The following is an 18,954-nucleotide window of genomic DNA, read 5'->3' as shown; positions in this document are numbered from 1 at the left end:
CAGGAGACCACTGTGCACGTCGTCATACTCGCGGGCGGCAAAGGAGTCCGCCTGCGCCCGTACACCTCCGCGCTGCCCAAACCGCTGGTGCCGATCGGCGAGGAGTACGCCATCCTCGACATCATCCTGCAGCAGCTGACCGCCCAGGGTTTCACCGCGGCCACGCTCGCGGTCGGGCACCTGAGCCCGCTGATCCGGGCGTTCGTGGGCGACGGCTCCCGATGGGGGATGGAGGTCGACTACACCGAGGAGGTCAAGCCGCTGTCCACGATCGGGCCGCTGTTCCCGATCAGGGACCGGCTGCCCGAGCAGTTCCTCGTCATGAACGGCGACGTGCTCACCACGCTCAACTACGCCGACCTGCTGAACCGGCACATCGAGACCGGCGCGCCGCTCACCGTGGCGACCTCTCCCCGCGTGGTCAAGATCGACTTCGGCGTGCTGGAGACCCAGGGCGGCCAGATCGTCGGCTTCCGCGAGAAGCCGCTGCTCAGCTACCTCGTGAGCATGGGCGTCTACGCCCTGTCCCGCTCGACGATCGAGCACTATCCCGAGGGCATGCCGTTCGGCTTCGACGAGCTGGTGCTCGAACTGCTGGCGCGCGGCACCCCGCCCGGCGTGTACGAGTTCGAGGGCTACTGGCTCGACATCGGGCGGCCCGACGACTACGACGAGGCCAACGCCCGGTTCGACGAGATCCGGCCGTTGTTGTTGCCGGCCAGGGACCCGGTGCGATGACCACCATCGTGCTCTTCGGCGCCACCGGCTTCCTCGGCCGCCAGGTCAGGGAGCTGCTGGCCGGCGATCCCCGGCCCGCACAGCTCGTCTGCCCGGGCCGTGCCGACCTCGACCTGCTGTCGGCGGACCCCGGCACGGTGGCGGCGTTCCTGCGCGAGGTGGCCCCCTCGGTCGTGCTCAACTGCGTGGGCCGCATGTCCGGCGGCCACGCGGAGCTGTTCCGTGGCAACGCGGGGGTGACTGCCCTCCTGCTGGAGGCCATGGCCGTCGCCGCGCCGCGCGCCCGGTTCGTCCGGCTCGGCTCGGCCGCCGAGTACGGCCCCGTGCCCTACGGCCACGTCCAGCACGAGGAGGACCCGGCCAGGCCGATCACCGCGTACGGCATCAGCCACCTGGCGGGGACGCTCCTCGTCGAGCGGACCCGCGAGATCGACGGCCTGTCATTGCGCGTCTTCAACCCGGTCGGGCCGGGCATCTCCGCCGACAACGTGCTCGGCCGGGCCAGGGAGCTCATGCGCGCCGGCCGCGCCGACCTCGGGCCGCTGGGCGCGATGCGCGACTTCGTGGACGTCAGGGACGTGGCCGACGCCGTGGTCCGCGCCGCGTTCGTCGCCGAGCCCGCCGAACGGGTGATCAACGTCGGCAGCGGGAGGGCGGTCGCCGTGCGGGAGGCGGTCAAGCTGCTGGCCGAGGTCTGCGGGTTCACCGGGGAGATCCGCGAGAGCGCCCCCGTCTCCGGCAGGGCCGGCGCCGCCCCGTGGAGCCGCGCCGACGTCGGCAGGGCCTGGGACGTGCTGGGCTGGCGGCCCTCGATCCCGCTCGCCGACTCGATCAAGGCGATGGCATGAACGTCCTCCTGGCGGGCGCGCTGCTGATGTCGCTGACGGACGTGCGGTCGTTCACGTACGTCCTGCAGGACTACCCCGCGGGCCGCCTCGACACCGTCGCCCGCGCCCCCCACCAGCTCGCCATCGTGGACCTGTCGCGCGACGGCACCACGAAGGGCTACTTCCGGCCCGCCGAGATCGCCCGGGTGCGCGCGAGCGGCAAGAAGGTGCTGGCCTACTTCGAGATCGGCTCCATCGAGACCTTCCGCACCGAGTACCGCGGGCTGCCGAGGGACCTCGTCCTCAACGTCTGGCCCGACTGGCCGGACGAGCGTTTCGTGCGCTACTGGGACCGCCGCTGGTGGGATGTCGTGGTCAAGCCCCGCGTGGACCAGGCGCTGCGCGCCGGGTTCGACGGCGTCTACCTCGACACGCCGCTCGCGTACGAGGAGATCGACCTCAAACGGGTGCCCGGCGAGAGCCGCGCGACCCTGGCCAGGAAGATGAGCGACCTGATCGTCCAGATCAGCGGGTACGCGAAGAAGGTCCGTCCCGGCTTCTTCATCGTCCCCCAGAACTCTCCCGAGCTACGGCTCCAGCCCGGGTACGTCCGGGCCATCGACGGCATCGGCATGGAGGAGCTGTTCGTCAAGGCCACCGACAAACCCTGCGTCGAGGACTGGTGCCGGGAGAACCTGGCGCACGCCCTCGCCCTGCGCAAGCTCGGCAAGGCCGTGCTCGCCACCGACTACGCGCGCAGACCGGCCGGCATCGCCGCCGCCTGCGCCGCCTACCACCGCTACGGCATAGCGGGGAACGTCACCACGGTCGAACTCGACCGCGTGTCTCCGTCCTGTTCAAAGAGAGGATCGTGAAATGCCGAAGACAGTCGGCGTGATCGGCATGGGCTACGTCGGCCTGACGCTGACCGCCGCCCTGGCCCGCAAGGGTTACACCGTGTACGGCGTGGACAACAGCCCGCACGTGGTCGAGGCGCTGTCCGGCGGCCGGATCCACGTGTACGAGCCAGGGGTCGAAGAGGCCTTCGCCGAGCACCTGGGCAGCTCCATCTTCATCTCCGACCAGCTCCCCGAGCAGCGGCTCGACGCGGCGATCCTGTCCGTCTCCACCCCGGTGGACCTGTCCACGGGCCGGCCGGACCTGAGCAACCTGTCCGCCGCCGCCGAGCACGTCGCCGAGCGTCCGGAGACGCTGGTCGTCGTCCGCAGCACCGTGCCGGTCGGCACCAGCAGGAAGGTCGTGCTGCCTCCGCTCACCGCCCGCTGGGGCGGCGCGAAGGTCGTCATGGCGCCCGAGCGCACCATCCAGGGCCAAGCGCTGCGCGAGCTGGTGGAACTGCCCCAGGTGATCGGCGGGCTCGACGAGGAGAGCCTGCGGGCCGGCATCGAGGTCTTCCAGGGCCTCGCCGACCAGATCGTGCCCGTCTCCAGCCTGGAGACCGCCGAGATGGTCAAGCTGTCCAACAACTGCCACACCGACCTGATCTACGCCTTCGGCAACGAGATCGCGCTCATCGCCGAGCAGCACGGCCTGGACCCCCTGGAGGTGATCAGGGCGACCAACCTCGACTACCCGCGGCCCGACCTGGCCAAGCCCGGGTACGTCGGCGGCGGCTGCCTGTCGAAGGACCCGTACATCATGATCGCCAGCACGTCGCGGAGCCCGTACCTGGTGGGGCAGGCGCGCAAGCTCAACGAGCGGCTGCCAGCGCACGTCGCCGAGCGCGTGGTCGAGCTGGTCCGCGAGGCGTTCGGCCGCACCGAGGGGGTCACGCTGTCCGTGCTCGGCTGGGCCTACAAGGGCTGGCCGGCCACCGACGACATGCGCGGCACACCCGTCGCCGACATGGTGCCGGTCTTCCGCGCCGCCGGGCTCACCGTCCTCGGCCACGACCCGATGGTCACCGACCAGGTCATCCGCGAGTACGGCGGCGAACCCGTCAGCCTGGACAAGGCGTTCAGCGACGCCGACGCCATGATCGTCATCAACGACCACCCCGACTACCGGGCGCTGGAGATCGGCGGCAGGCTCGCCGGGTCGGGGCTGCGGGTGGTGTTCGACTCCTGGCGCATCCTCGACGAGGCCGCCGTCGTGCGGAGCGGCGTGCGCTACGCCGGCATCGGCTACACCGCCAAGGAGGTCGTGGCGTGAGGACACTGCTGCTGGGCGGCGCCGGATTCATCGGGCTGCACCTGGCCCGCCGGCTGCTCGCCGACGGCCACGACGTCACCGTCGTGGACGACTTCTCCCGCGGCCGCCGCGACGACGCGCTCACCGGCCTGGACGTCGAGGTGCGCTCGGCCGACCTCACCGACCCGGCCGCGTACGCCGCGATCGAGCACGGCTGGGACCAGATCTACATGCTGGCCGCGGTCGTCGGCGTCCGCAACGTCGAGAAGGACCCGGCCAAGGTGATCAGGGTCAACACGCTGGCCCTGATGCACCTGCTCGACTGGCTGAGCCCCGGCGACCGGCTGTTCTTCGCCTCCACCAGCGAGGCGTACGCGGGCGCCGTCACCACGGGCCTGGCCCCCGTGCCGACGCCGGAGACCGTCCCGCTGGTGATCGAGGACGTCGGCTCGCCGCGGTACACGTACGCGATCAGCAAGCTGCTCGGCGAGGCCGCGGTGCTGCACACCGCGCGCGCCAAGGGCTTCGAGGCCGTCATCGGACGCTTCCACAACGTCTACGGCCCGCGTATGGGCGCCGACCACGTGATCCCCGAGCTGTCACTGCGGGCCGCCCGCGGCGAGAACCCCTTCACGCTGTACGGCGCCGACCAGAGCCGCGCCTTCTGCTACGTGGACGACGCCGTGGAGGCCGTGGTCAGCCTCATGGACACGCCCAAGGCCTTCGGGCAGATCGTGCACATCGGCAACGACACCGAGACCAACATCGGCGACCTGGCCGAGCTCGTCCTGAGCGTGGCGGGTGTCAGTCCGGAAAGGCACGACGTGCCCGCCCCCGCCGGATCCGTCGCGCGCCGCTGCCCCGACCTCACGCTGCTGCGTGAGCTGACCGGGTACGAGCCCCGCGTCGGCCTGGAGGAGGGCGTGCGCAAGACGTTCACCTGGTATCAGGAATCGTGGAGACCATGACGCAACTGCCTATCGCGTTCTACTACGGGGCGGGGCACCTCGACCGGCTGTCCAGGTTCGACAAGGTCGTCCTTCAGGCCGAGGAGAACTACTACAGCACGCAGGAACTGAGCCTGCTGCGCGAGCGCGGGGTGCAGACGCTCGGCTACCTGTCGCTGACCGAGGACGTCGGGCCGCCCGCCCCCTGGCAGCGGCAGGAGCGCAACCCCGACTGGGGCGGCGCCTTCGTCCACTGCGGCGACCCGCGCTGGGTGGCGCACGTCGTGGAGCAGGCCAGAGCGGCCATCGCCCGCGGCTTCGACGGCCTGTTCCTCGACACGCTGAACATCGAGTTCAACTACCCCGAGGACCTGCCCCACCTGCTCTACCTGATCGCCGCGATCAGGGAGGAGGCCCAGCCGGACTACATGCTGGCCAACCGGGGGTTCGGGCTGCTGCCGCAGCTCACCGGGCTGGTGGACGGCATCCTGTTCGAGTCGTTCTCCGCCCGCTGGGTGGACACGGACTCGTACGCGCCGTGGCCCGACGACGTGCTGGAGACGCACGCCGAGGTGGCCGAGCGGCTGCTCGGCCACGACGTGGACCTCTACGCCCTCGACTACGCCGAGGACGAGGAGCTGACCGACTTCGCCTACCGCAGGGCGCGCGAGTTCGGGATGTTGTGCTTCGTCACCGATCGTGTGCTGTCGAAGATCTGAGACGCCGCCGCCCGACGGACGGCGGCGTCTCCCTTCTGTACCGGTCTGCTGCGCCTGGCGTCAGCCGATGCGCCAGGTGTCGCCGCCCAGCAGCAGCTCGCTCAGGTCGCCGGGGCCCTTCTGCGCCACGGCCTCCTCCAGCTGGTCGGCCATGAGCACGTCGTAGGCCGGGCGGTCGACCTGGCGGAAGATGCCGATCGGCACGTGCTCGAAGGCCGGCTCGTCGAGCCTGCTGAGGGCGAAGGCCACCGACGGGTCGGGGTTGTGGGCGTCGTGCACGAGGATCTGCTCCTCGCTCACGCCGTCCCTGGCGACGACCTCGATGCCGCCGTTCGCGCCGCGCACGACGGCCTTGGACGCGCTCACGATCGGCTGGCCGTGCTCCAGGCGCAGCGTGATGTCGTCGCGGACCGCCGGGTCCTTGAGCTGCTCGAAGGCGTTGTCGTTGAAGATGTTGCAGTTCTGGTAGATCTCCACCAGCGACGTGCCGCGGTGGGCCGTGGCCTCGCGCAGCACCGACTGCAGGTGCTTGCGGTCGGAGTCGATCGTGCGCGCCACGAACGACGCCTCGGCGCCGATGGCCAGCGAGATCGGGTTGAACGGCTTGTCCAGCGAACCCATCGGGGTCGACTTGGTGATCTTGCCGACCTCGGAGGTGGGCGAGTACTGGCCCTTGGTCAGACCGTAGATCCTGTTGTTGAACAGCAGGATGTTCAGGTTGACGTTGCGGCGCAGCGCGTGGATCAGGTGGTTGCCGCCGATCGACAGCGCGTCGCCGTCACCGGTGATCACCCACACCGACAGGTCCGGCCGCGAGGCGGCCAGGCCGGTCGCGATCGCGGGCGCGCGGCCGTGGATCGAGTGGAAGCCGTAGGTGTTGAGGTAGTACGGGAAGCGCGAGGAGCAGCCGATGCCGGAGACGAACACGATGTTCTCGCGCCGCAGCCCCAGCTCGGGCAGGAAGCTCTGCACCGCGGCCAGGATCGCGTAGTCGCCGCAACCCGGGCACCAGCGCACCTCCTGGTCGGACTTGAAGTCCTTCAGCCCCTGCTTGACGTCGGTCTTGGGAACCAGGCTCAGGCCCTTCCCGTTCACCAGCTCAGTCACTGTCGATCACGTCCTGAATGACTCCGGCCAGCTCCTCGGCCTTGAACGGGAGCCCGCGCACGCGGTTGTAGCTGATCACGTCGACGAGGTAGCGGGCCCGCAGCAGCAGCGCGAGCTGGCCGAGGTTGATCTCGGGCAGCAGCACCTTGTCGTAGCTCTTGAGCACCTCGCCGGTGTTGGCCGGCAGCGGGTTGAGGTGGCGCAGGTGCGCCTGGGCGACCTTGCCGCCCTCGCGCCTGATGCGCCGCACGGCCGCCGCGATCGGCCCGTACGTCGAGCCCCAGCCGATGACCAGGACCTTGGCGTCGCCGTCGGGGTCGTCGACCGCGAGGTCGGGCACGTCGATCCCGGCGATCTTGGCGGCCCGGGTGCGGACCATCAGGTCGTGGTTGTCCGGGTCGTAGGAGATGTTGCCGGTGCCGTCAGCCTTCTCGATGCCGCCGATGCGGTGTTCGAGGCCGGGGGTGCCGGGGATGGCCCAGGGGCGGGCCAGCGTCTCGGTGTCACGCTTGAACGGCAGGAACTCGCCGCCCTCACCGTTGGGCTCGGTCGTGAATTCCTGCGAAATGTCGGGCAAGTCGGAAACTTCGGGCAGGCGCCACGGCTCCGAGCCGTTGGCCAGGTAGCCGTCCGAGAGCAACATGACCGGCGTGCGGTACTTGACCGCGATGCGGGCCGCCTCGACGGCCGCGTCGAAGCAGTCGCTCGGCGACAGCGGCGCGACGATCGGCACCGGCGACTCGCCGTTGCGGCCGAACATGGCCATCAGCAGGTCGGTCTGCTCGGTCTTGGTCGGCATGCCCGTGCTGGGACCGGCGCGCTGGACGTCAACGATGATCAACGGCAGCTCGGTGGTGACCGCGAGGCCGACCGTCTCCGCCTTCAGCGCCACGCCGGGGCCGGAGGTGGTGGTCACGCCCAGCGCCCCGCCGAACGCGGCGCCCAGCGCCGCGCCGACGCCCGCGATCTCGTCCTCCGCCTGGAAGGTGCGGATGCCGAACCGCTTGTGCTTGGACAACTCGTGCAGGATGTCGCTGGCCGGCGTGATCGGGTACGAGCCCAGGAACAACGGCAGCTTCGACTGCACGCTGGCCGCGATCAGCCCGTAGGCCAGAGCCTGGTTCCCGGAGATGTTGCGATAGACGCCGGGAGCCAGCCTGGCCGGCTTGACCTCGTAGGAGACCGAGAACGACTCGGTCGTCTCGCCGTAGTTCCAGCCCGCCTGGAAGGCCGCGATGTTCGCCTTGGCGATGTCGGGCTTCTTGGCGAACTTCTGCTGCAGGAACGAGATCGTCTGCTCGGTCGGCCGGTGGTAGAGCCACGACAGCAGGCCGAGGGCGAACATGTTCTTGGCGCGCTCGGCGTCCTTCTTCGAGATCTCGAAGCCTTCGAGCGCCTTGACCGTCAGCGAGGTCAGCGGCACCGCGTGCACGCGCCACTCGCTCAGGGAGTCGTCCTCCAGCGGGTTGGCCGCGTAGCCGACCTTCTGCAGATTGCGCTTGGAGAACTCGTCGGTGTTGGCGATGATGTCGGCGCCGCGCGGCAGGTCGCCCAGGTTGGCCTTCAGCGCCGCCGGGTTCATGGCCACCAGCACGTTGGGCGCGTCGCCGGGCGTCAGGATGTCGTGGTCGGCGAAGTGGAGCTGGAAGCTCGACACGCCGGGCAGGGTTCCTGCGGGGGCGCGGATCTCGGCGGGGAAGTTGGGCAGCGTCGACAGGTCGTTGCCGAACTCCGCCGTCCCCGCGGTGAAGCGGTCGCCGGTGAGCTGCATGCCGTCGCCGGAGTCGCCGGCGAACCTGATGATCACGCGGTCGAGTTGCTGGACCTGCTTCGTCACAGCTCAGTCCTCCTCGACGCGCCAAGGCGCGGTTGCGTTGGGCGCGTTCTCTGTTTCCATGCTAGATCCTCGGAAGGTCACGCGTTTGCCAGCCGCGAAAGCGGGTAACGCGGTCGGAAGTCAGGGTGAGGCGGGAGAACGACGACACAGCCCTGACGCGAGCCTGCAGAGGTCTACATGCAGGCGTGCGAAGAGGACGGTTCGGGTCACGAGCGCCAATGATACGTCCCCCCAACACGTGTGCTACGTCAGGGGCTGCTTACGCGACTGCTGGTTCCCCGACTCGTACAGGCGTCCGGCGCGCATCGCTGCGGAGCCGTACAACTCTGGAACGGTCACGAAGGTGTAACCCTTCCCGCTGAGTTCTTTCAGGATGCCCGGAATCGCGTCGATCGACTCGGGGTTGGTGTCGTGCATCAGGATGATCGCGCCCGGATGGGCCTTGCGCACGACGCGGTCGGTGATCTCCGACGCCTTCGCGCCGGGCTCGTCCCTGGAGTTGACGTCCCAGCCGACCAGCGACAGTCCCAGGTCGCGGGCGACGTCGCGCACGTCCTTGCTGATCGCGCCGTACGGCGGGCGGGCCAGCGTGGGCTCCTGCCCGATCGCCGCCCGGACGGCGTCGTCGGTACGCCGGAAGGAGTCGGCGATCTTGCTGGTGGCCTGCTTCGACAGGTCCCGGTGCGACCAGGAGTGGTTGCCGACCAGGTGACCCTCCGCGCTCATCCGGCGCAGCAGGCCCGGCTGCGCGACGGCGTTCGTCCCGACGGCGAAGAAGGTGGCCCGCGCCTTGCCGGCGGCCAGCAGGTCGAGCAGTCGCCCGGTCCGCGGCCCGGGCCCGTCGTCGAACGTCAGCGCCACGCACTTGGTTCTGGCGCAGTTCACGCTGCCGGCCCGGTTGCTGGACGCCTCGGGGCTCGCCGTCGTCTTCGGCGTCGTCGTGGGTCCTGCCGGAGGGGCGCTGCGGGCGGCCTCCCGCACGCTCTCCTGTGCCCGGCGTCCCAGCTCCGAAAGCAGCGGCGCGACCCGTCCCGCCTGGACGGCCACCGCGACCCGGCCGAGCGAGCACGGCCCGATCTGGCAGTCGTCGAACTCGACCACCAGGTCACCGCTCCGGTTGAAGGCCATGGAGTCGAACTGGCCGGGGTCGGCCCGCAGGCCGTCCCGCTCGACCTGCGGCCCGCGTCCCTTGAGCTGCTCCTTGACCAGCGCCGCGAGCCGGTCCAGCGCCTGCGGCCCGCCGAGCAGCGCCGTGGACCCGCCCGCCTTGCCGGTACGCGGGTCGAACCAGAAGGTACGGGTGGAGTTGCCCCAGCTCGCGCCCAGGAACTCGCCGGTGCGCAGCCGTACCGCGACGGCCTCCGGGGAACGGGCGGCGAGCTGCCAGTCCACGTTCAGCTCGGGACGCGGGTAGTCACCGTTGACGCTCTTGGCGGCCCGGAAGTCCCGCAGCTGCCGCTCGGCGTCCGCGCGCAGCGCGCGGTTGAGGCCCGGCGCGTCGGCCAGTTCGGGGTAGCTGATGTGCACGAATCTGCTGTGGTCGTCCTCGTTCGTGATGGTCGCGGTGGACAGGCCGACGACTGTCGCGGGGTCGACGAAGTCGATCGCGGTCGGCTCTGCCGGGACCACCACGTCCCGCTCGGGTGCGGCGGCGGCCAGCCCGCAGCCCCCGGCCGAGAGGGCCAGCAGAGCGATTCCAGCAAAGAATCGCGTTTGGTGCATGTCTGTCAGGGTATGTGGGGGATCTTACCTTTTGCCCCGTCTTGGGGTTATGGGGTCTGAGGTTTGACTGGGTTACGATCACGTCATGGACGGCTACTTCGGGTCCTACGTGCTGGTCGCCGTGCTGTTCGCGATCGGTGTCGCCATCGTCGCCGGGGCCCTCACGGTCAACCGGCTCCTGCGGCCCACCAGGCCGACCCCCGAGAAGCTGACCACGTACGAATGCGGCGTCGACCCGGTGGGCGACGGCTGGGCGCAGTCGCAGGTCCGCTACTACGTCTTCACCTACCTCTACGTCGTCTTCGCCGTCGACGCCGTCTTCCTCTTCCCGTGGGCCACCGTCTTCGACGCGCCCGGCTACGGGGTGACGACCCTGGTGGAGATGTTCGTGTTCCTCGGCTTCATCGCCCTCGGCATCCTGTACGCCTGGCGCAAACGCGTCCTCAGCTGGACGTAGATCGCTCTTGACGTTCTCGTGCCGTCTCGGCACATTTGTCTGCCGTGTCGAGCACCGGCAAGGGATGGGCGGCGCGCCGGCAGGCGGCCGTCGTCCACGGCCTCCACCGCGACGTGATGCGAGCCGCCCGCGAGGGTGACGCCGCTCGGGCGGGCGGATCGGCCGGGGTCGCGCGGGCCGCCGGTTACGCGCTCGCCGCGCTGGTCCATCTGCTCCCGTTCGCCTTCCTCGTCCTCGGCGGCTACCTGGTGACCAGGTTCACCATCCTCAGCGTGCCCCTCGGGATGATCGCGCTCGACGTCGCCTGGTTGCTGCGTCCCCGCGTCGAACGCCTCCCGGGCGGCGCCGAGACCCTCACCCGGAAGAACGCCCCGCGCCTGTACGAGCTGATCGACCGGATCGGCGACGAGGTCGGCGCGCCGCGCACCGACCTCGTCGTGCTCAGCGGCGCCGCGAACGCCGCGTTCACCACGTACGGCTGGCGTCGGCGCCGTCTGGTGGAGATCGGCTACCCCCTCTGGATGCTGCTGACCCCGGCCGAACGCGTGTCGGTGATCGCCCACGAGATGGCCCACTCGCGCAACGGCGACGCCAGGCACGGGCTCGTCGTGGGCGGCGCGTTGTACTCGCTGGACGAGCTGCGGGAGGTGACCCGGTTCTGCTGGCAGCCGGGTGACGGCCTGTCCCGGCTGGCCGCCGAATGCCTGCTCGCGGTCGTCGGGCTGCCGGTGCGGGGGCTCATTATCGTCCTGGAGCTGCTGGTCTACCGGTCGTCGCAGCGGGCCGAGTACCGGGCCGACGCCATCCAGGCCCGCGTGGGCGGGACCGAGGCGGCACTCTCCCTGATGGATGCCCTGAGAACCCGCGTCGTGCCCGCCGACCATTTCCTGATGACGCAGACCCTCGCGGTGGGCCGGCAGGACCTGTGGGCGGAACTGCGGGCCCACGTCGCCGGCATCTCAGAGGCGGAGGTCGAACGGCTGTGCGTGGAGACCGGGCTGGACGAACTACGGGTCGACAGGACGCACCCGCCCACGCACCTGCGGAAGGAGCACCTGGCCGCGCTCCCGTACGCGGAGGCGCGGGTGCGGGCGCAGGCCATGGAGGAGATCGAGGAAGAGCTGGCGACGCCGGCCGAACGCGTGGCGCGCGGCCTCAAGGAAGACGCCCAGTCGGCTCTGTACCGCTGAGGACGCCGCCGGGCGCCGTGGGCGCGTCCTTTGCCTGACCTGCGATTCGCGCAAGAATGGGCGACATGGCAGCAACGGATCTCCCGATGCCCACCGTCGGACCTGTCTCCAGGCTCGCGCCCAAACCCATGCGGTTCGTGCTCAACTGGGGGCGGCGCTATTCGCTGTGGGTGTTCAACTTCGGGCTGGCCTGCTGCGCCATCGAGTTCATCGCGACCTCCATGAGCAGGCACGACTTCATCCGGTTCGGGGTCATCCCGTTCGCCAACGGCCCTCGTCAGGCCGACCTGATGATCGTCTCCGGCACGGTCACCGACAAGATGGCCCCCGCCGTGAAGCGCCTCTACGAGCAGATGCCCGACCCCAAGTACGTGATCTCGTTCGGCGCCTGCTCCAACACCGGCGGCCCCTACTGGGACTCCTACTGCGTGACCAACGGGGTCGACCAGATCATCCCCGTCGACGTCTACGTGCCCGGCTGCCCTCCCCGTCCCGAGGCGCTGCTCTACGGGATCATGAAGCTCCAGGAGAAGATCGCGGGGGAGAAGCTCAGCGACCGCTACGTCTGGTCCCGCTCCCACGGCTCCGAGGACCAGGCGTGAACGCCGCCGTCGCCGCCCGCTTCGGCGAGCGCGCCGAGATCAGCGAGTCCTACGGCGAGACCACGGTCGACGTCGCCCCCGCCGACTGGATCGAGCTGCTGACCTTCGCCCGCGACGACCTCGGCCACGCCTTCTTCGACTGGCTGACCGGCGTGGACGAGCCGCCCGACGCCTTCGTCGTCGTCGCCCACGTCTACAACCTGGACACCCGCGCGCGGCTGCTGCTGCGCACCCGGGTGCCGCGCGCCGACCCGCGCCTGCCGTCCGCCGTCGGGGTCTACCGGGGGGCGAACTGGTACGAGCGCGAGACGTACGAGATGTTCGGGGTGATCTTCGAGGACCACCCGTACCTGGTGCCGCTGCTCCTGCCCGACGGCTTCGAGGGCCATCCGCTGCGCAAGGACTTCGTGCTGGCCGCCCGCGTGGCCAAGCCATGGCCCGGCGCCAAGGAGCCGGGCGAGTCAGGGCACGGCGCCCCGAGCCGCCGCAAGACGCTTCCGCCCGGAGTACCGGCCGATTGGGGTCCGCCTGATGCTTGAAGTGGTGCTGAGCTTCGTCGTCATCCTCGTCGTGTTCCTGGTGCTGCCGCTGATCGTCGGCCAGACCGAGCACAAGGTCATGGCCCACATGCAGTCGAGGCTCGGCCCCATGTACGCCGGCGGCTTCCACGGCTGGGCGCAGCTCATCGCCGACGGCGTGAAGTTCATGCAGAAGGAGGACGTCATCCCGGCCGCGGCCGACCGCCGCGTCTTCATGATCGCGCCGGGCGTGGCGCTGGTCCCGTACCTGGTCGTGCTGATCGTCATTCCGCTCGACCGCGGCCTGGTCGCCGTCGACCTCGATCTCGGGCTGTTCTTCGTGCTCGCCGTCATGGGCGTCGGGGTGCTCGGCGCGATCATGGCGGGGTGGTCGTCGGCCAACAAGTATTCGGTGCTCGGCGGCATGCGGGCGGCGGCCCAGCTCATGTCGTACGAGCTGCCGCTGGTGCTGGCGGCCTCGTCCGTGGCGATGGCGGCGGGCACGCTGTCGATGCCCGGCATCGTCGAGGCGTGGCAGTGGTGGTGGCTGCCCTGGCAGGCGATCGGCGGCGTGGTGTTCTTCGTGGCGGGGCTGGCCGAGCTGCGGCGTCCGCCGTTCGACATGCCGATCGCCGAGTCCGAGATCATCATGGGCCCGATGACCGAGTACACCGGCATGCGTTTCGCCCTGTTCATGCTCTCCGAGTACGCCGGGATCGTCGTCCTGTCCTTCCTGACCACCGTGCTCTTCCTGGGCGGCTGGCACGGGCCGTTCCTGCCCGGCTGGATCTGGACGCTGATCAAGGTCTTCTCGCTGGCGTTCGTGGTCATCTGGCTGCGCGTCACCTATCCGCGGCTGCGTGAGGACCAGCTCCAGAAGCTCGCCTGGGCCGGTCTGGTGCCGCTGGCGCTCGTGCAGCTCGCGCTCACCGGAGTGGTGAAGGTCCTCGTCTGAGTTTCGCGCCGGCGGAAACTTTACGTCGCCTTTATCCGTCATACCCGGCATAGGGGGCCCCGGATGAAGGGGACGATTCGTGAACGCGCAAATCCTGCCCGTCGCGGGTGCGATGAAAGGCGCCCGCTGCCCGAAAGTCAGCCTCTCCTCCGACGGCCGCACCGTGACCGTCACCGACAGAGCCAGGGGCCGTTCCACGACCCTGACGCCCGCGTCGCTCTACCGTTACGACTATTCGACAGACGGTTCCGGAAAGAGGTCGCGGTTCCTGAAAGGGGTCGCCGCCCTCGACCCCGACGGGCTCGTCCTGCTGGACCTGCCCGGCGACTGGCACCCACCCCACCTGCGGGACTTCGCCGCCAAGGCCCGCCTCCCGCTCCGGGACGGCCGGGACGACAGCTCTGCACGTGCGCGCCGGATCCTCGCCGCCCGCGCCCCCGGCTGGGAACGCATCCGCGGAATCCCGGCGCCGCGGACGGGCCGATGGAACCTGGCGCTGGGGGTGTGCGCGGGAATCGCCGGGCTGGCGTTGATGATGTATCTCGGGGCCGCCGGAATGTGGGGCGCCTGGCGCGGCTTCTCGACCTTCGGACATTTCCTGACGGACCTGATCCACGCCAAATGGCTGATGGTGGCTTTCAGCCCCGCGTTGCTCGTCGTGCGGCCTGTGCTGGGCGGGATACATCGGTGGCAGGAGAAGCGTGGCCTTGTCGTGGGGCCGCCTGGAGGGCCGCATCTGCGGATGAAGTCGTCCCGGAGGTTGTCGGTGTACCGCCCTTCGGGGGTGATCACCGAAGTTCCGGTCGAACCGGGCAGCAGCCTCCTCCGGTACCGCCACGACGACCTGTGCGGCGTCTTCCTCCTCGACCCCGCGGGCAACCCCCTGCTCCACCTGCCCGGCCGCTGGCCCCCGGCTTCTCTCCACCGCTTCACCGAACGCCACGGGCTGGGTCTGGCGATGCACCGGATCTCCCGCGAGGAATACCTGACCCTCACCACCCACTCCCCCCAAGCCTTCCCCTGACCCCCGCGTCGTCGCCCTCGAAGGGTCTCCCTCACCTCCACCGTTCCTGCCCCTTGGGCAGGGGTGACCCGCTTTCGCCGTACGGCGCTTCGGGGTGGGGTGACTCGCTGCGATCCCCGGTCACCGGGGGCGGTTGTGCGGTGGTGCCCGCCTGTACGGGGGTGGCCGGCGGTCAGTGGACGATCGCGACCATCACGTCCGACGCCGACGGGCGTTCCTGGGGGCGTTTGTTCAGGCATGCCCCCACCACACCGCGCAAGGCGGGCGGCAGCGGCGACAGGTCAGGATGAAACGTGAGCACCCGGTTGAAGACGGCAGGCACGGTGTCCTCCCCGAACGCCGGACGCCCGGTGGCCGCGAACATCATCGTCACCGCCCAGCTGAACACGTCGGACGCCGGCCCCACAGGCTCCCCGGTCAGCTGCTCAGGCGACATGTACGGCGGCGTCCCCACCATCTTCCCGGACGTCATGGTCATCCGATCGAGCGCCCGGGCGATCCCGAAGTCGATCACCCGCGGCCCGTCGTGCCCGATCAGGACGTTGCTCGGCTTGAAGTCACGATGCACCACCCCGGCCTTGTGGATGGCCGCCAGCGCTCCGGCTGTGGATAACGCGAGCCGCGTCAGGCCGTCCTCGTCACGGGGGCCGTGGCGCCGTACGAGTTGCTCCAGCGACGGCCCCTCCACGTATTCGGAGACGATGTACGCGTGCTGCCCGTTGATGTTCACATCGAGCACCCGGGCTGTGGAGAACGTGGCGACCCGCCGAGCCGCGTCCACCTCCCGCGCGAACCGGGTGCGGGCCGTCTCGTCGACCAGGTCGTGCAGCACCTTGACCGCCACCCGTGCCCCGTTGGGCGCCATGGCCAGGTAGACCGCGCCCTGCCCGCCGCGCCCGAGCTGGTGCAGCACCCGGTAGTGCCCGATCCACTCCGGCTGCCCGCGATGTTGCTGATGGGTGGGGGCCGTGGTCCGTTGATGCAGGTCGGCGGGCCGGTGTTGCGGTGTGGGCGTCTGTGCGGGCGCGTGCATGGGCGCCTGCGTGCGCACGGGGGCCTGCGCGTGCACGGGGGCCTGCGCGTGCACCGGCGGCCGGTGGCGCGCCCGCGCCATGACCGGCACCAGGACGGCCGAATGGGCGACCCCGCCGATCCAGGCGATCACGAACCCGAACGAGATCAGGGTGGACATCGGCTCGGGGATGTTGTCGAAGTCGTCGTACAGCATGATGGCGATGACGAACGAGCCGATCAGGACCAGGTAGACGCAGGCTCCGATGGCCTGCCAGGTGCTCCGCAGCCAGAATGCCGCGAACCCGATCGTGAACGGGGTCGCCAGCCCGCACGAGATGAGGGCCAGGCTGGCCCACCCGATGGCGGCCGCCCACGCCCCGCTGCTGGGACGGACCGGATGGCTGTACGGCATGGCCGAGAGACTATCGCCATGCAGTCGCTCATATCGGACAGTCACCCAGCCTGTGGATAACTTCCACAGAACCTGTGGACAGCTGTGGAAAAACTGGGGACAACGGTCTTGGCTCATTCACCTCCGCCGCCAAGTACGTCATGATGTTGAACCATGGCGCGGATACCGGGAGTCGGACTGGCGAAGGGGCTGTCCATCACTCTTCGCCACATGCTGCGCAAATCCGTCACCCAGCAGTATCCCGAGGTCAAGCCGGCTCTTCCGCCGCGCAGTCGAGGCGTTATCGCCCTCGTTGAGGAAAATTGCACCTCTTGCATGCTCTGTGCCCGAGAGTGCCCCGACTGGTGCATCTACATCGACTCCCACAAGGAGACGATCCCGGCCCCGGAGGGCGGGCGTCCCCGCCAGCGCAATGTGCTCGACCGGTTCGCCATCGACTTCGCGCTGTGCATGTACTGCGGCATCTGCATCGAGGTCTGCCCCTTCGACGCGCTCTTCTGGTCTCCGGAGTTCGAGTACGCCGAGGGTGACATCCGGAACCTTCTTCATGAGAAGGACAAGCTGGCGTCCTGGACCCAGACCGTCCCGCCGCCGCCCGCCCACGATCCCGGCGCCGAGCCTCCCAAGGAGCTCACGGCGGCACCTCGCCGTCCCGCGGCCCGTACCGGAACGACCCGCCCCGGAGCGGCGCCGGAAGCACCCGGCCCCGCCGGAGCCGCCCGCCGCGCCCCGCGGGAGCGGGAGCGGGAGGGCGCCACGGGCGAAGCAGCGTCAACGGCGCCTAGGGAAACGGGCGCAGCTCGCCCGGGTGCCGGCCCGCGGGGCGAGCGTGCCCTCAGGGGAGCGACGTGCGTCCCGGGCGAGGGCGTGACCGAGCCGGGCGCCGCCGAGCCAGGAGCCGCGCCCCCGGGAAGCGGAGAGCCGGGAGCGGCTGCCTCCGGTGCGAACGCCGGCGCCGGCTCCGAGACCGGCGCCGCATCGGCGCTCGGCCCCGACTCCGCCGTCAGCGCAACCTCCGGCGCCGAAGCGGCGCGCCGCCCCGAAGGTGGGGAAGGCGTCCCTGCCCCCGAGGGTGACGCCGGACGGACGGGCGCAATTCCGCCTTCTGGGCGCACCGACGCGGGCCCGTCGGTCGTCGAAGAGCGCGCCGGCGCGGACCGGGAAGAGCGGGCAGGCGAGAAGGCCGGCTCCGCGGAAGCGCCCGAGGCCGCTCCCGGCGAAGGCCCGGCCGCGCCCCCTGCGGGCCGCCGCGAGCGTACGCGCAGGCCCATGTCGAACGTACGAGGCATCCGTCCTCCAGGCTCTCTCCCGCCTACCCCGCAGGCGGCCGAACCGCCCGCCGATGCACAGGACGAAGAGCCGGAAGGCACTCGCCCGTCCGACACGAAGGCGCCGAAGCCGTCAACAGCGGCAAGCCCGTCAGACGTGGCGGAAGGCGACGTTCCCCCCGCGGCTGAGGGCGTCGCGCCGCGCGTCCATGACGACGACGCCGCTGCTCCGGCGGGCGAGGCCGCCGTTCCGGCGGGCGAGGAGCCGAACCGCCCATCCGGCCAGGCCGGCCCGGCCTCTGACGAGCGCCCGCCGCGCACGCCTTCATCCACAGGCGAGCCGCCCTCGAACGGGTTTTCCACAGGCGCGGGTGAACCGGCTCCGGAACCCGGCCCGGACGAGCAGACTTCTTCCGCGAGCCCCCGCAGGCGCCGGATGGCGGACCCGAGGTCCATCCGACCGCCGGGGCGGCTCGGCCCTGACGACACAGAGGAGTCCGAGGAGGAGTCGTGACCGAGGCGGTGCCCTCCTACCTGTCACCCACCGGGCAAGAGATCGTCTTCTTGCTGCTGGGAGCGGTAGCGGTTGGATCGGCGCTGCTCGTCGTCACGACCCGGCAACTCGTCCACGCCGCCCTGTGGCTCGTGGTCTCCTTCGGCGCGCTCGCGGGCGGCTACCTGGTGCTGACCGCCGAGTTCGTGGCCTGGGTCCAGGTGCTCATCTACGTGGGCGCGGTGGTGGTCCTGATGTTGTTCGGCATCATGCTCACCCGTGCCCCGATCGGCCGTTCCGCCGACCTCGACAGCGGCAACCGGCCGGTGGCCGCCCTGGTGGCGGTGGCGACCGCCGCGGTCCTGGTCACGGTCGTGATCGACGGTTTCCGCACGGCGTACACCCCGCTCACACCGGGCCAGGGGGCGGCGAAGGAGCTGGGCGCCAGCGTCTTCGCCACCTGGGTGCTGCCGTTCGAGGCGCTGTCCGTGCTGCTGCTCGCCGCATTGATCGGAGCCATCGTGCTGTCCCGTACGGACATTCCCGGCTCGCCGCCCGATCAGACCGGGGGTCACTAGTGCACATCGTCTACCCGGCGGTCGTCTCCGCGCTGCTGTTCTCCGTGGGCGTCTACGGCGTGCTCGCCAGGCGCAACACGATCCTCGTGCTGATGTCGGTCGAGCTGATGCTCAACGCCGTCAACCTCAACCTGGTGGCGTTCGACGTGTGGCTGCGCGACCGGCTGCACAGCGGTCAGGTGCTCACCCTCTTCGTCATCGTCATCGCCGCCGCCGAGGTCGGCCTCGGCCTGGCGATCGTCCTGGCCCTCTACCGCAACCGCCGCACCGTCGACCTCGACCACCTCCGCGACCTGTCCGAGCCCGCCGACGAACGCCCTGACCTGGTCCCGAGCTCCGCCTCCGCCGGCACCGGCCCGCCCTCTCTCAACGACCACCCTCCGGCCTCGCCGACC

At 70.2% G+C, this 18,954-nt stretch carries 19 protein-coding genes and 1 pseudogene; 15 read left to right on the top strand and 5 right to left on the bottom strand.

The features are described 5' to 3' along the window. Positions 1-12: 12 nt before the first annotated feature. Genes AB0J76_RS01815 through AB0J76_RS01790 form a run of 6 tightly spaced genes read left to right on the top strand, consistent with a single transcriptional unit; the run spans position 13 to position 5,382 of the window. On the top strand, positions 13-738 hold the full coding sequence (locus AB0J76_RS01815) for a sugar phosphate nucleotidyltransferase (RefSeq protein ID WP_352322471.1): 726 nt from the start codon (positions 13-15) through the stop codon (positions 736-738). Then, a complete protein-coding gene (locus AB0J76_RS01810; RefSeq protein WP_352322472.1) occupies positions 735-1,586 on the top strand; it encodes an NAD(P)-dependent oxidoreductase in 852 nt (283 codons plus the stop codon). The genes AB0J76_RS01815 and AB0J76_RS01810 overlap by 4 nt, the downstream gene beginning before the upstream one ends. Next, entirely contained in the window at positions 1,583-2,440 is an 858-nt protein-coding gene (locus AB0J76_RS01805; protein ID WP_352322473.1) for an endo alpha-1,4 polygalactosaminidase, read from the top strand. The genes AB0J76_RS01810 and AB0J76_RS01805 overlap by 4 nt, the downstream gene beginning before the upstream one ends. A 1-nt stretch (position 2,441) precedes the next feature. Beyond that, positions 2,442-3,737, top strand: coding sequence for a nucleotide sugar dehydrogenase (locus AB0J76_RS01800; RefSeq protein ID WP_352322474.1), 1,296 nt, complete (start codon positions 2,442-2,444; stop codon positions 3,735-3,737). Next, positions 3,734-4,684 carry an NAD-dependent epimerase/dehydratase family protein gene (locus AB0J76_RS01795; protein ID WP_352322475.1) on the top strand — a complete coding sequence of 317 codons (951 nt, stop codon included), beginning with the start codon at positions 3,734-3,736 and terminating at the stop codon, positions 4,682-4,684. Before AB0J76_RS01800 ends, AB0J76_RS01795 begins: the two co-directional genes overlap by 4 nt. Beyond that, positions 4,681-5,382 carry a hypothetical protein gene (locus AB0J76_RS01790; RefSeq protein ID WP_352322476.1) on the top strand — a complete coding sequence of 234 codons (702 nt, stop codon included), beginning with the start codon at positions 4,681-4,683 and terminating at the stop codon, positions 5,380-5,382. The genes AB0J76_RS01795 and AB0J76_RS01790 overlap by 4 nt, the downstream gene beginning before the upstream one ends. Before the next feature lie 60 nt (positions 5,383-5,442). On the opposite strand, the gene AB0J76_RS01785 is transcribed toward AB0J76_RS01790, so the two are convergent. The 4 genes from AB0J76_RS01785 to AB0J76_RS01770 form a co-directional block, all read right to left on the bottom strand. Next, entirely contained in the window at positions 5,443-6,489 is a 1,047-nt protein-coding gene (locus tag AB0J76_RS01785; RefSeq protein WP_352322477.1) for a 2-oxoacid:ferredoxin oxidoreductase subunit beta, read from the bottom strand. Then, positions 6,482-8,326, bottom strand: coding sequence for a 2-oxoacid:acceptor oxidoreductase subunit alpha (locus AB0J76_RS01780; protein ID WP_352322478.1), 1,845 nt, complete (start codon positions 8,324-8,326; stop codon positions 6,482-6,484). The genes AB0J76_RS01785 and AB0J76_RS01780 overlap by 8 nt, the downstream gene beginning before the upstream one ends. Positions 8,327-8,446: 120 nt before the next feature. Then, positions 8,447-8,536 carry a putative leader peptide gene (locus tag AB0J76_RS01775; protein ID WP_352322479.1) on the bottom strand — a complete coding sequence of 30 codons (90 nt, stop codon included), beginning with the start codon at positions 8,534-8,536 and terminating at the stop codon, positions 8,447-8,449. A 33-nt stretch (positions 8,537-8,569) separates the two neighbouring features. Further along, positions 8,570-10,048 carry a polysaccharide deacetylase family protein gene (locus AB0J76_RS01770; RefSeq protein WP_352322480.1) on the bottom strand — a complete coding sequence of 493 codons (1,479 nt, stop codon included), beginning with the start codon at positions 10,046-10,048 and terminating at the stop codon, positions 8,570-8,572. Positions 10,049-10,133: 85 nt separating this feature from the next. On the opposite strand from AB0J76_RS01770, the gene ndhC reads away from it, so the two are divergent. From ndhC to AB0J76_RS01740, 6 genes are all read left to right on the top strand, one after another. Next, entirely contained in the window at positions 10,134-10,505 is a 372-nt protein-coding gene (gene ndhC, locus AB0J76_RS01765; RefSeq protein ID WP_352322481.1) for an NADH-quinone oxidoreductase subunit A, read from the top strand. Positions 10,506-10,549: 44 nt separating this feature from the next. Then, positions 10,550-11,695: a M48 family metallopeptidase gene (locus tag AB0J76_RS01760; protein WP_352322482.1), complete on the top strand. Its 1,146-nt coding sequence runs from the start codon at positions 10,550-10,552 to the stop codon at positions 11,693-11,695. A gap of 128 nt (positions 11,696-11,823) precedes the next feature. Beyond that, a complete protein-coding gene (locus tag AB0J76_RS01755) occupies positions 11,824-12,297 on the top strand; it encodes an NADH-quinone oxidoreductase subunit B family protein (RefSeq protein ID WP_352322499.1) in 474 nt (157 codons plus the stop codon). Next, complete coding sequence (locus tag AB0J76_RS01750; protein WP_352322483.1) at positions 12,294-12,836, top strand: NADH-quinone oxidoreductase subunit C; 543 nt, start codon at positions 12,294-12,296, stop codon at positions 12,834-12,836. The genes AB0J76_RS01755 and AB0J76_RS01750 overlap by 4 nt, the downstream gene beginning before the upstream one ends. Next, positions 12,829-13,770: an NADH-quinone oxidoreductase subunit NuoH gene (gene nuoH, locus AB0J76_RS01745; RefSeq protein WP_352322484.1), complete on the top strand. Its 942-nt coding sequence runs from the start codon at positions 12,829-12,831 to the stop codon at positions 13,768-13,770. Before AB0J76_RS01750 ends, nuoH begins: the two co-directional genes overlap by 8 nt. A gap of 79 nt (positions 13,771-13,849) precedes the next feature. Further along, the gene (locus tag AB0J76_RS01740) at positions 13,850-14,794 is read left to right on the top strand and encodes a hypothetical protein (RefSeq protein WP_352322485.1); all 945 of its coding nucleotides are present in this window, start codon (positions 13,850-13,852) and stop codon (positions 14,792-14,794) included. A gap of 172 nt (positions 14,795-14,966) precedes the next feature. Here AB0J76_RS01740 and AB0J76_RS01735 read toward each other — a convergent pair whose 3' ends face one another. Then, positions 14,967-16,220 (bottom strand): serine/threonine-protein kinase, encoded by a 1,254-nt coding sequence (locus AB0J76_RS01735; RefSeq protein WP_352322486.1) that lies wholly within the window; start codon positions 16,218-16,220, stop codon positions 14,967-14,969. Between the two features lie 210 nt (positions 16,221-16,430). Between AB0J76_RS01735 and AB0J76_RS01730 the strand changes: the two genes are divergently transcribed. The 3 genes and pseudogenes from AB0J76_RS01730 to nuoK all read left to right on the top strand — a co-directional run. Beyond that, entirely contained in the window at positions 16,431-18,002 is a 1,572-nt protein-coding gene (locus tag AB0J76_RS01730; protein ID WP_352322487.1) for a 4Fe-4S binding protein, read from the top strand. Continuing rightward, the gene (locus AB0J76_RS01725; RefSeq protein WP_352322488.1) at positions 17,999-18,559 is read left to right on the top strand and encodes an NADH-quinone oxidoreductase subunit J; all 561 of its coding nucleotides are present in this window, start codon (positions 17,999-18,001) and stop codon (positions 18,557-18,559) included. The genes AB0J76_RS01730 and AB0J76_RS01725 overlap by 4 nt, the downstream gene beginning before the upstream one ends. Continuing rightward, a pseudogene (gene nuoK / locus AB0J76_RS01720) lies at positions 18,559-18,861 on the top strand (NADH-quinone oxidoreductase subunit NuoK); the annotation flags it as partial. The gene AB0J76_RS01725 and the pseudogene nuoK, both read left to right, overlap by 1 nt. Between the last annotated feature and the right edge of the window lie 93 nt (positions 18,862-18,954).

The sequence above is a fragment of the Nonomuraea sp. NPDC049624 genome, assembly GCF_040675255.1.
Lineage (GTDB): Bacteria > Actinomycetota > Actinomycetes > Streptosporangiales > Streptosporangiaceae > Nonomuraea.
The sequence above is the reverse complement of the archived record's forward strand: the minus strand, read 5'-3'. Positions and strand labels throughout refer to the sequence as shown.

Excerpts from the sequence above, each read along its gene's own strand:
- AB0J76_RS01735 (WP_352322486.1), bottom strand. The coding sequence starts at position 16,220 with ATGCCGTACAGCCATCCGGTCCGTCCCAGCAGCGGGGCGTGGGCGGCC.
- AB0J76_RS01810 (WP_352322472.1), top strand. The coding sequence starts at position 735 with ATGACCACCATCGTGCTCTTCGGCGCCACCGGCTTCCTCGGCCGCCAG.
- AB0J76_RS01790 (WP_352322476.1), top strand. The coding sequence starts at position 4,681 with ATGACGCAACTGCCTATCGCGTTCTACTACGGGGCGGGGCACCTCGAC.
- AB0J76_RS01805 (WP_352322473.1), top strand. The coding sequence starts at position 1,583 with ATGAACGTCCTCCTGGCGGGCGCGCTGCTGATGTCGCTGACGGACGTG.
- AB0J76_RS01755 (WP_352322499.1), top strand. The coding sequence starts at position 11,824 with ATGCGGTTCGTGCTCAACTGGGGGCGGCGCTATTCGCTGTGGGTGTTC.
- AB0J76_RS01730 (WP_352322487.1), top strand. The coding sequence starts at position 16,431 with ATGCTGCGCAAATCCGTCACCCAGCAGTATCCCGAGGTCAAGCCGGCT.
- ndhC (WP_352322481.1), top strand. The coding sequence starts at position 10,134 with ATGGACGGCTACTTCGGGTCCTACGTGCTGGTCGCCGTGCTGTTCGCG.
- nuoH (WP_352322484.1), top strand. The coding sequence starts at position 12,829 with ATGCTTGAAGTGGTGCTGAGCTTCGTCGTCATCCTCGTCGTGTTCCTG.
- AB0J76_RS01800 (WP_352322474.1), top strand. The coding sequence starts at position 2,442 with ATGCCGAAGACAGTCGGCGTGATCGGCATGGGCTACGTCGGCCTGACG.
- AB0J76_RS01770 (WP_352322480.1), bottom strand. The coding sequence starts at position 10,048 with ATGCACCAAACGCGATTCTTTGCTGGAATCGCTCTGCTGGCCCTCTCG.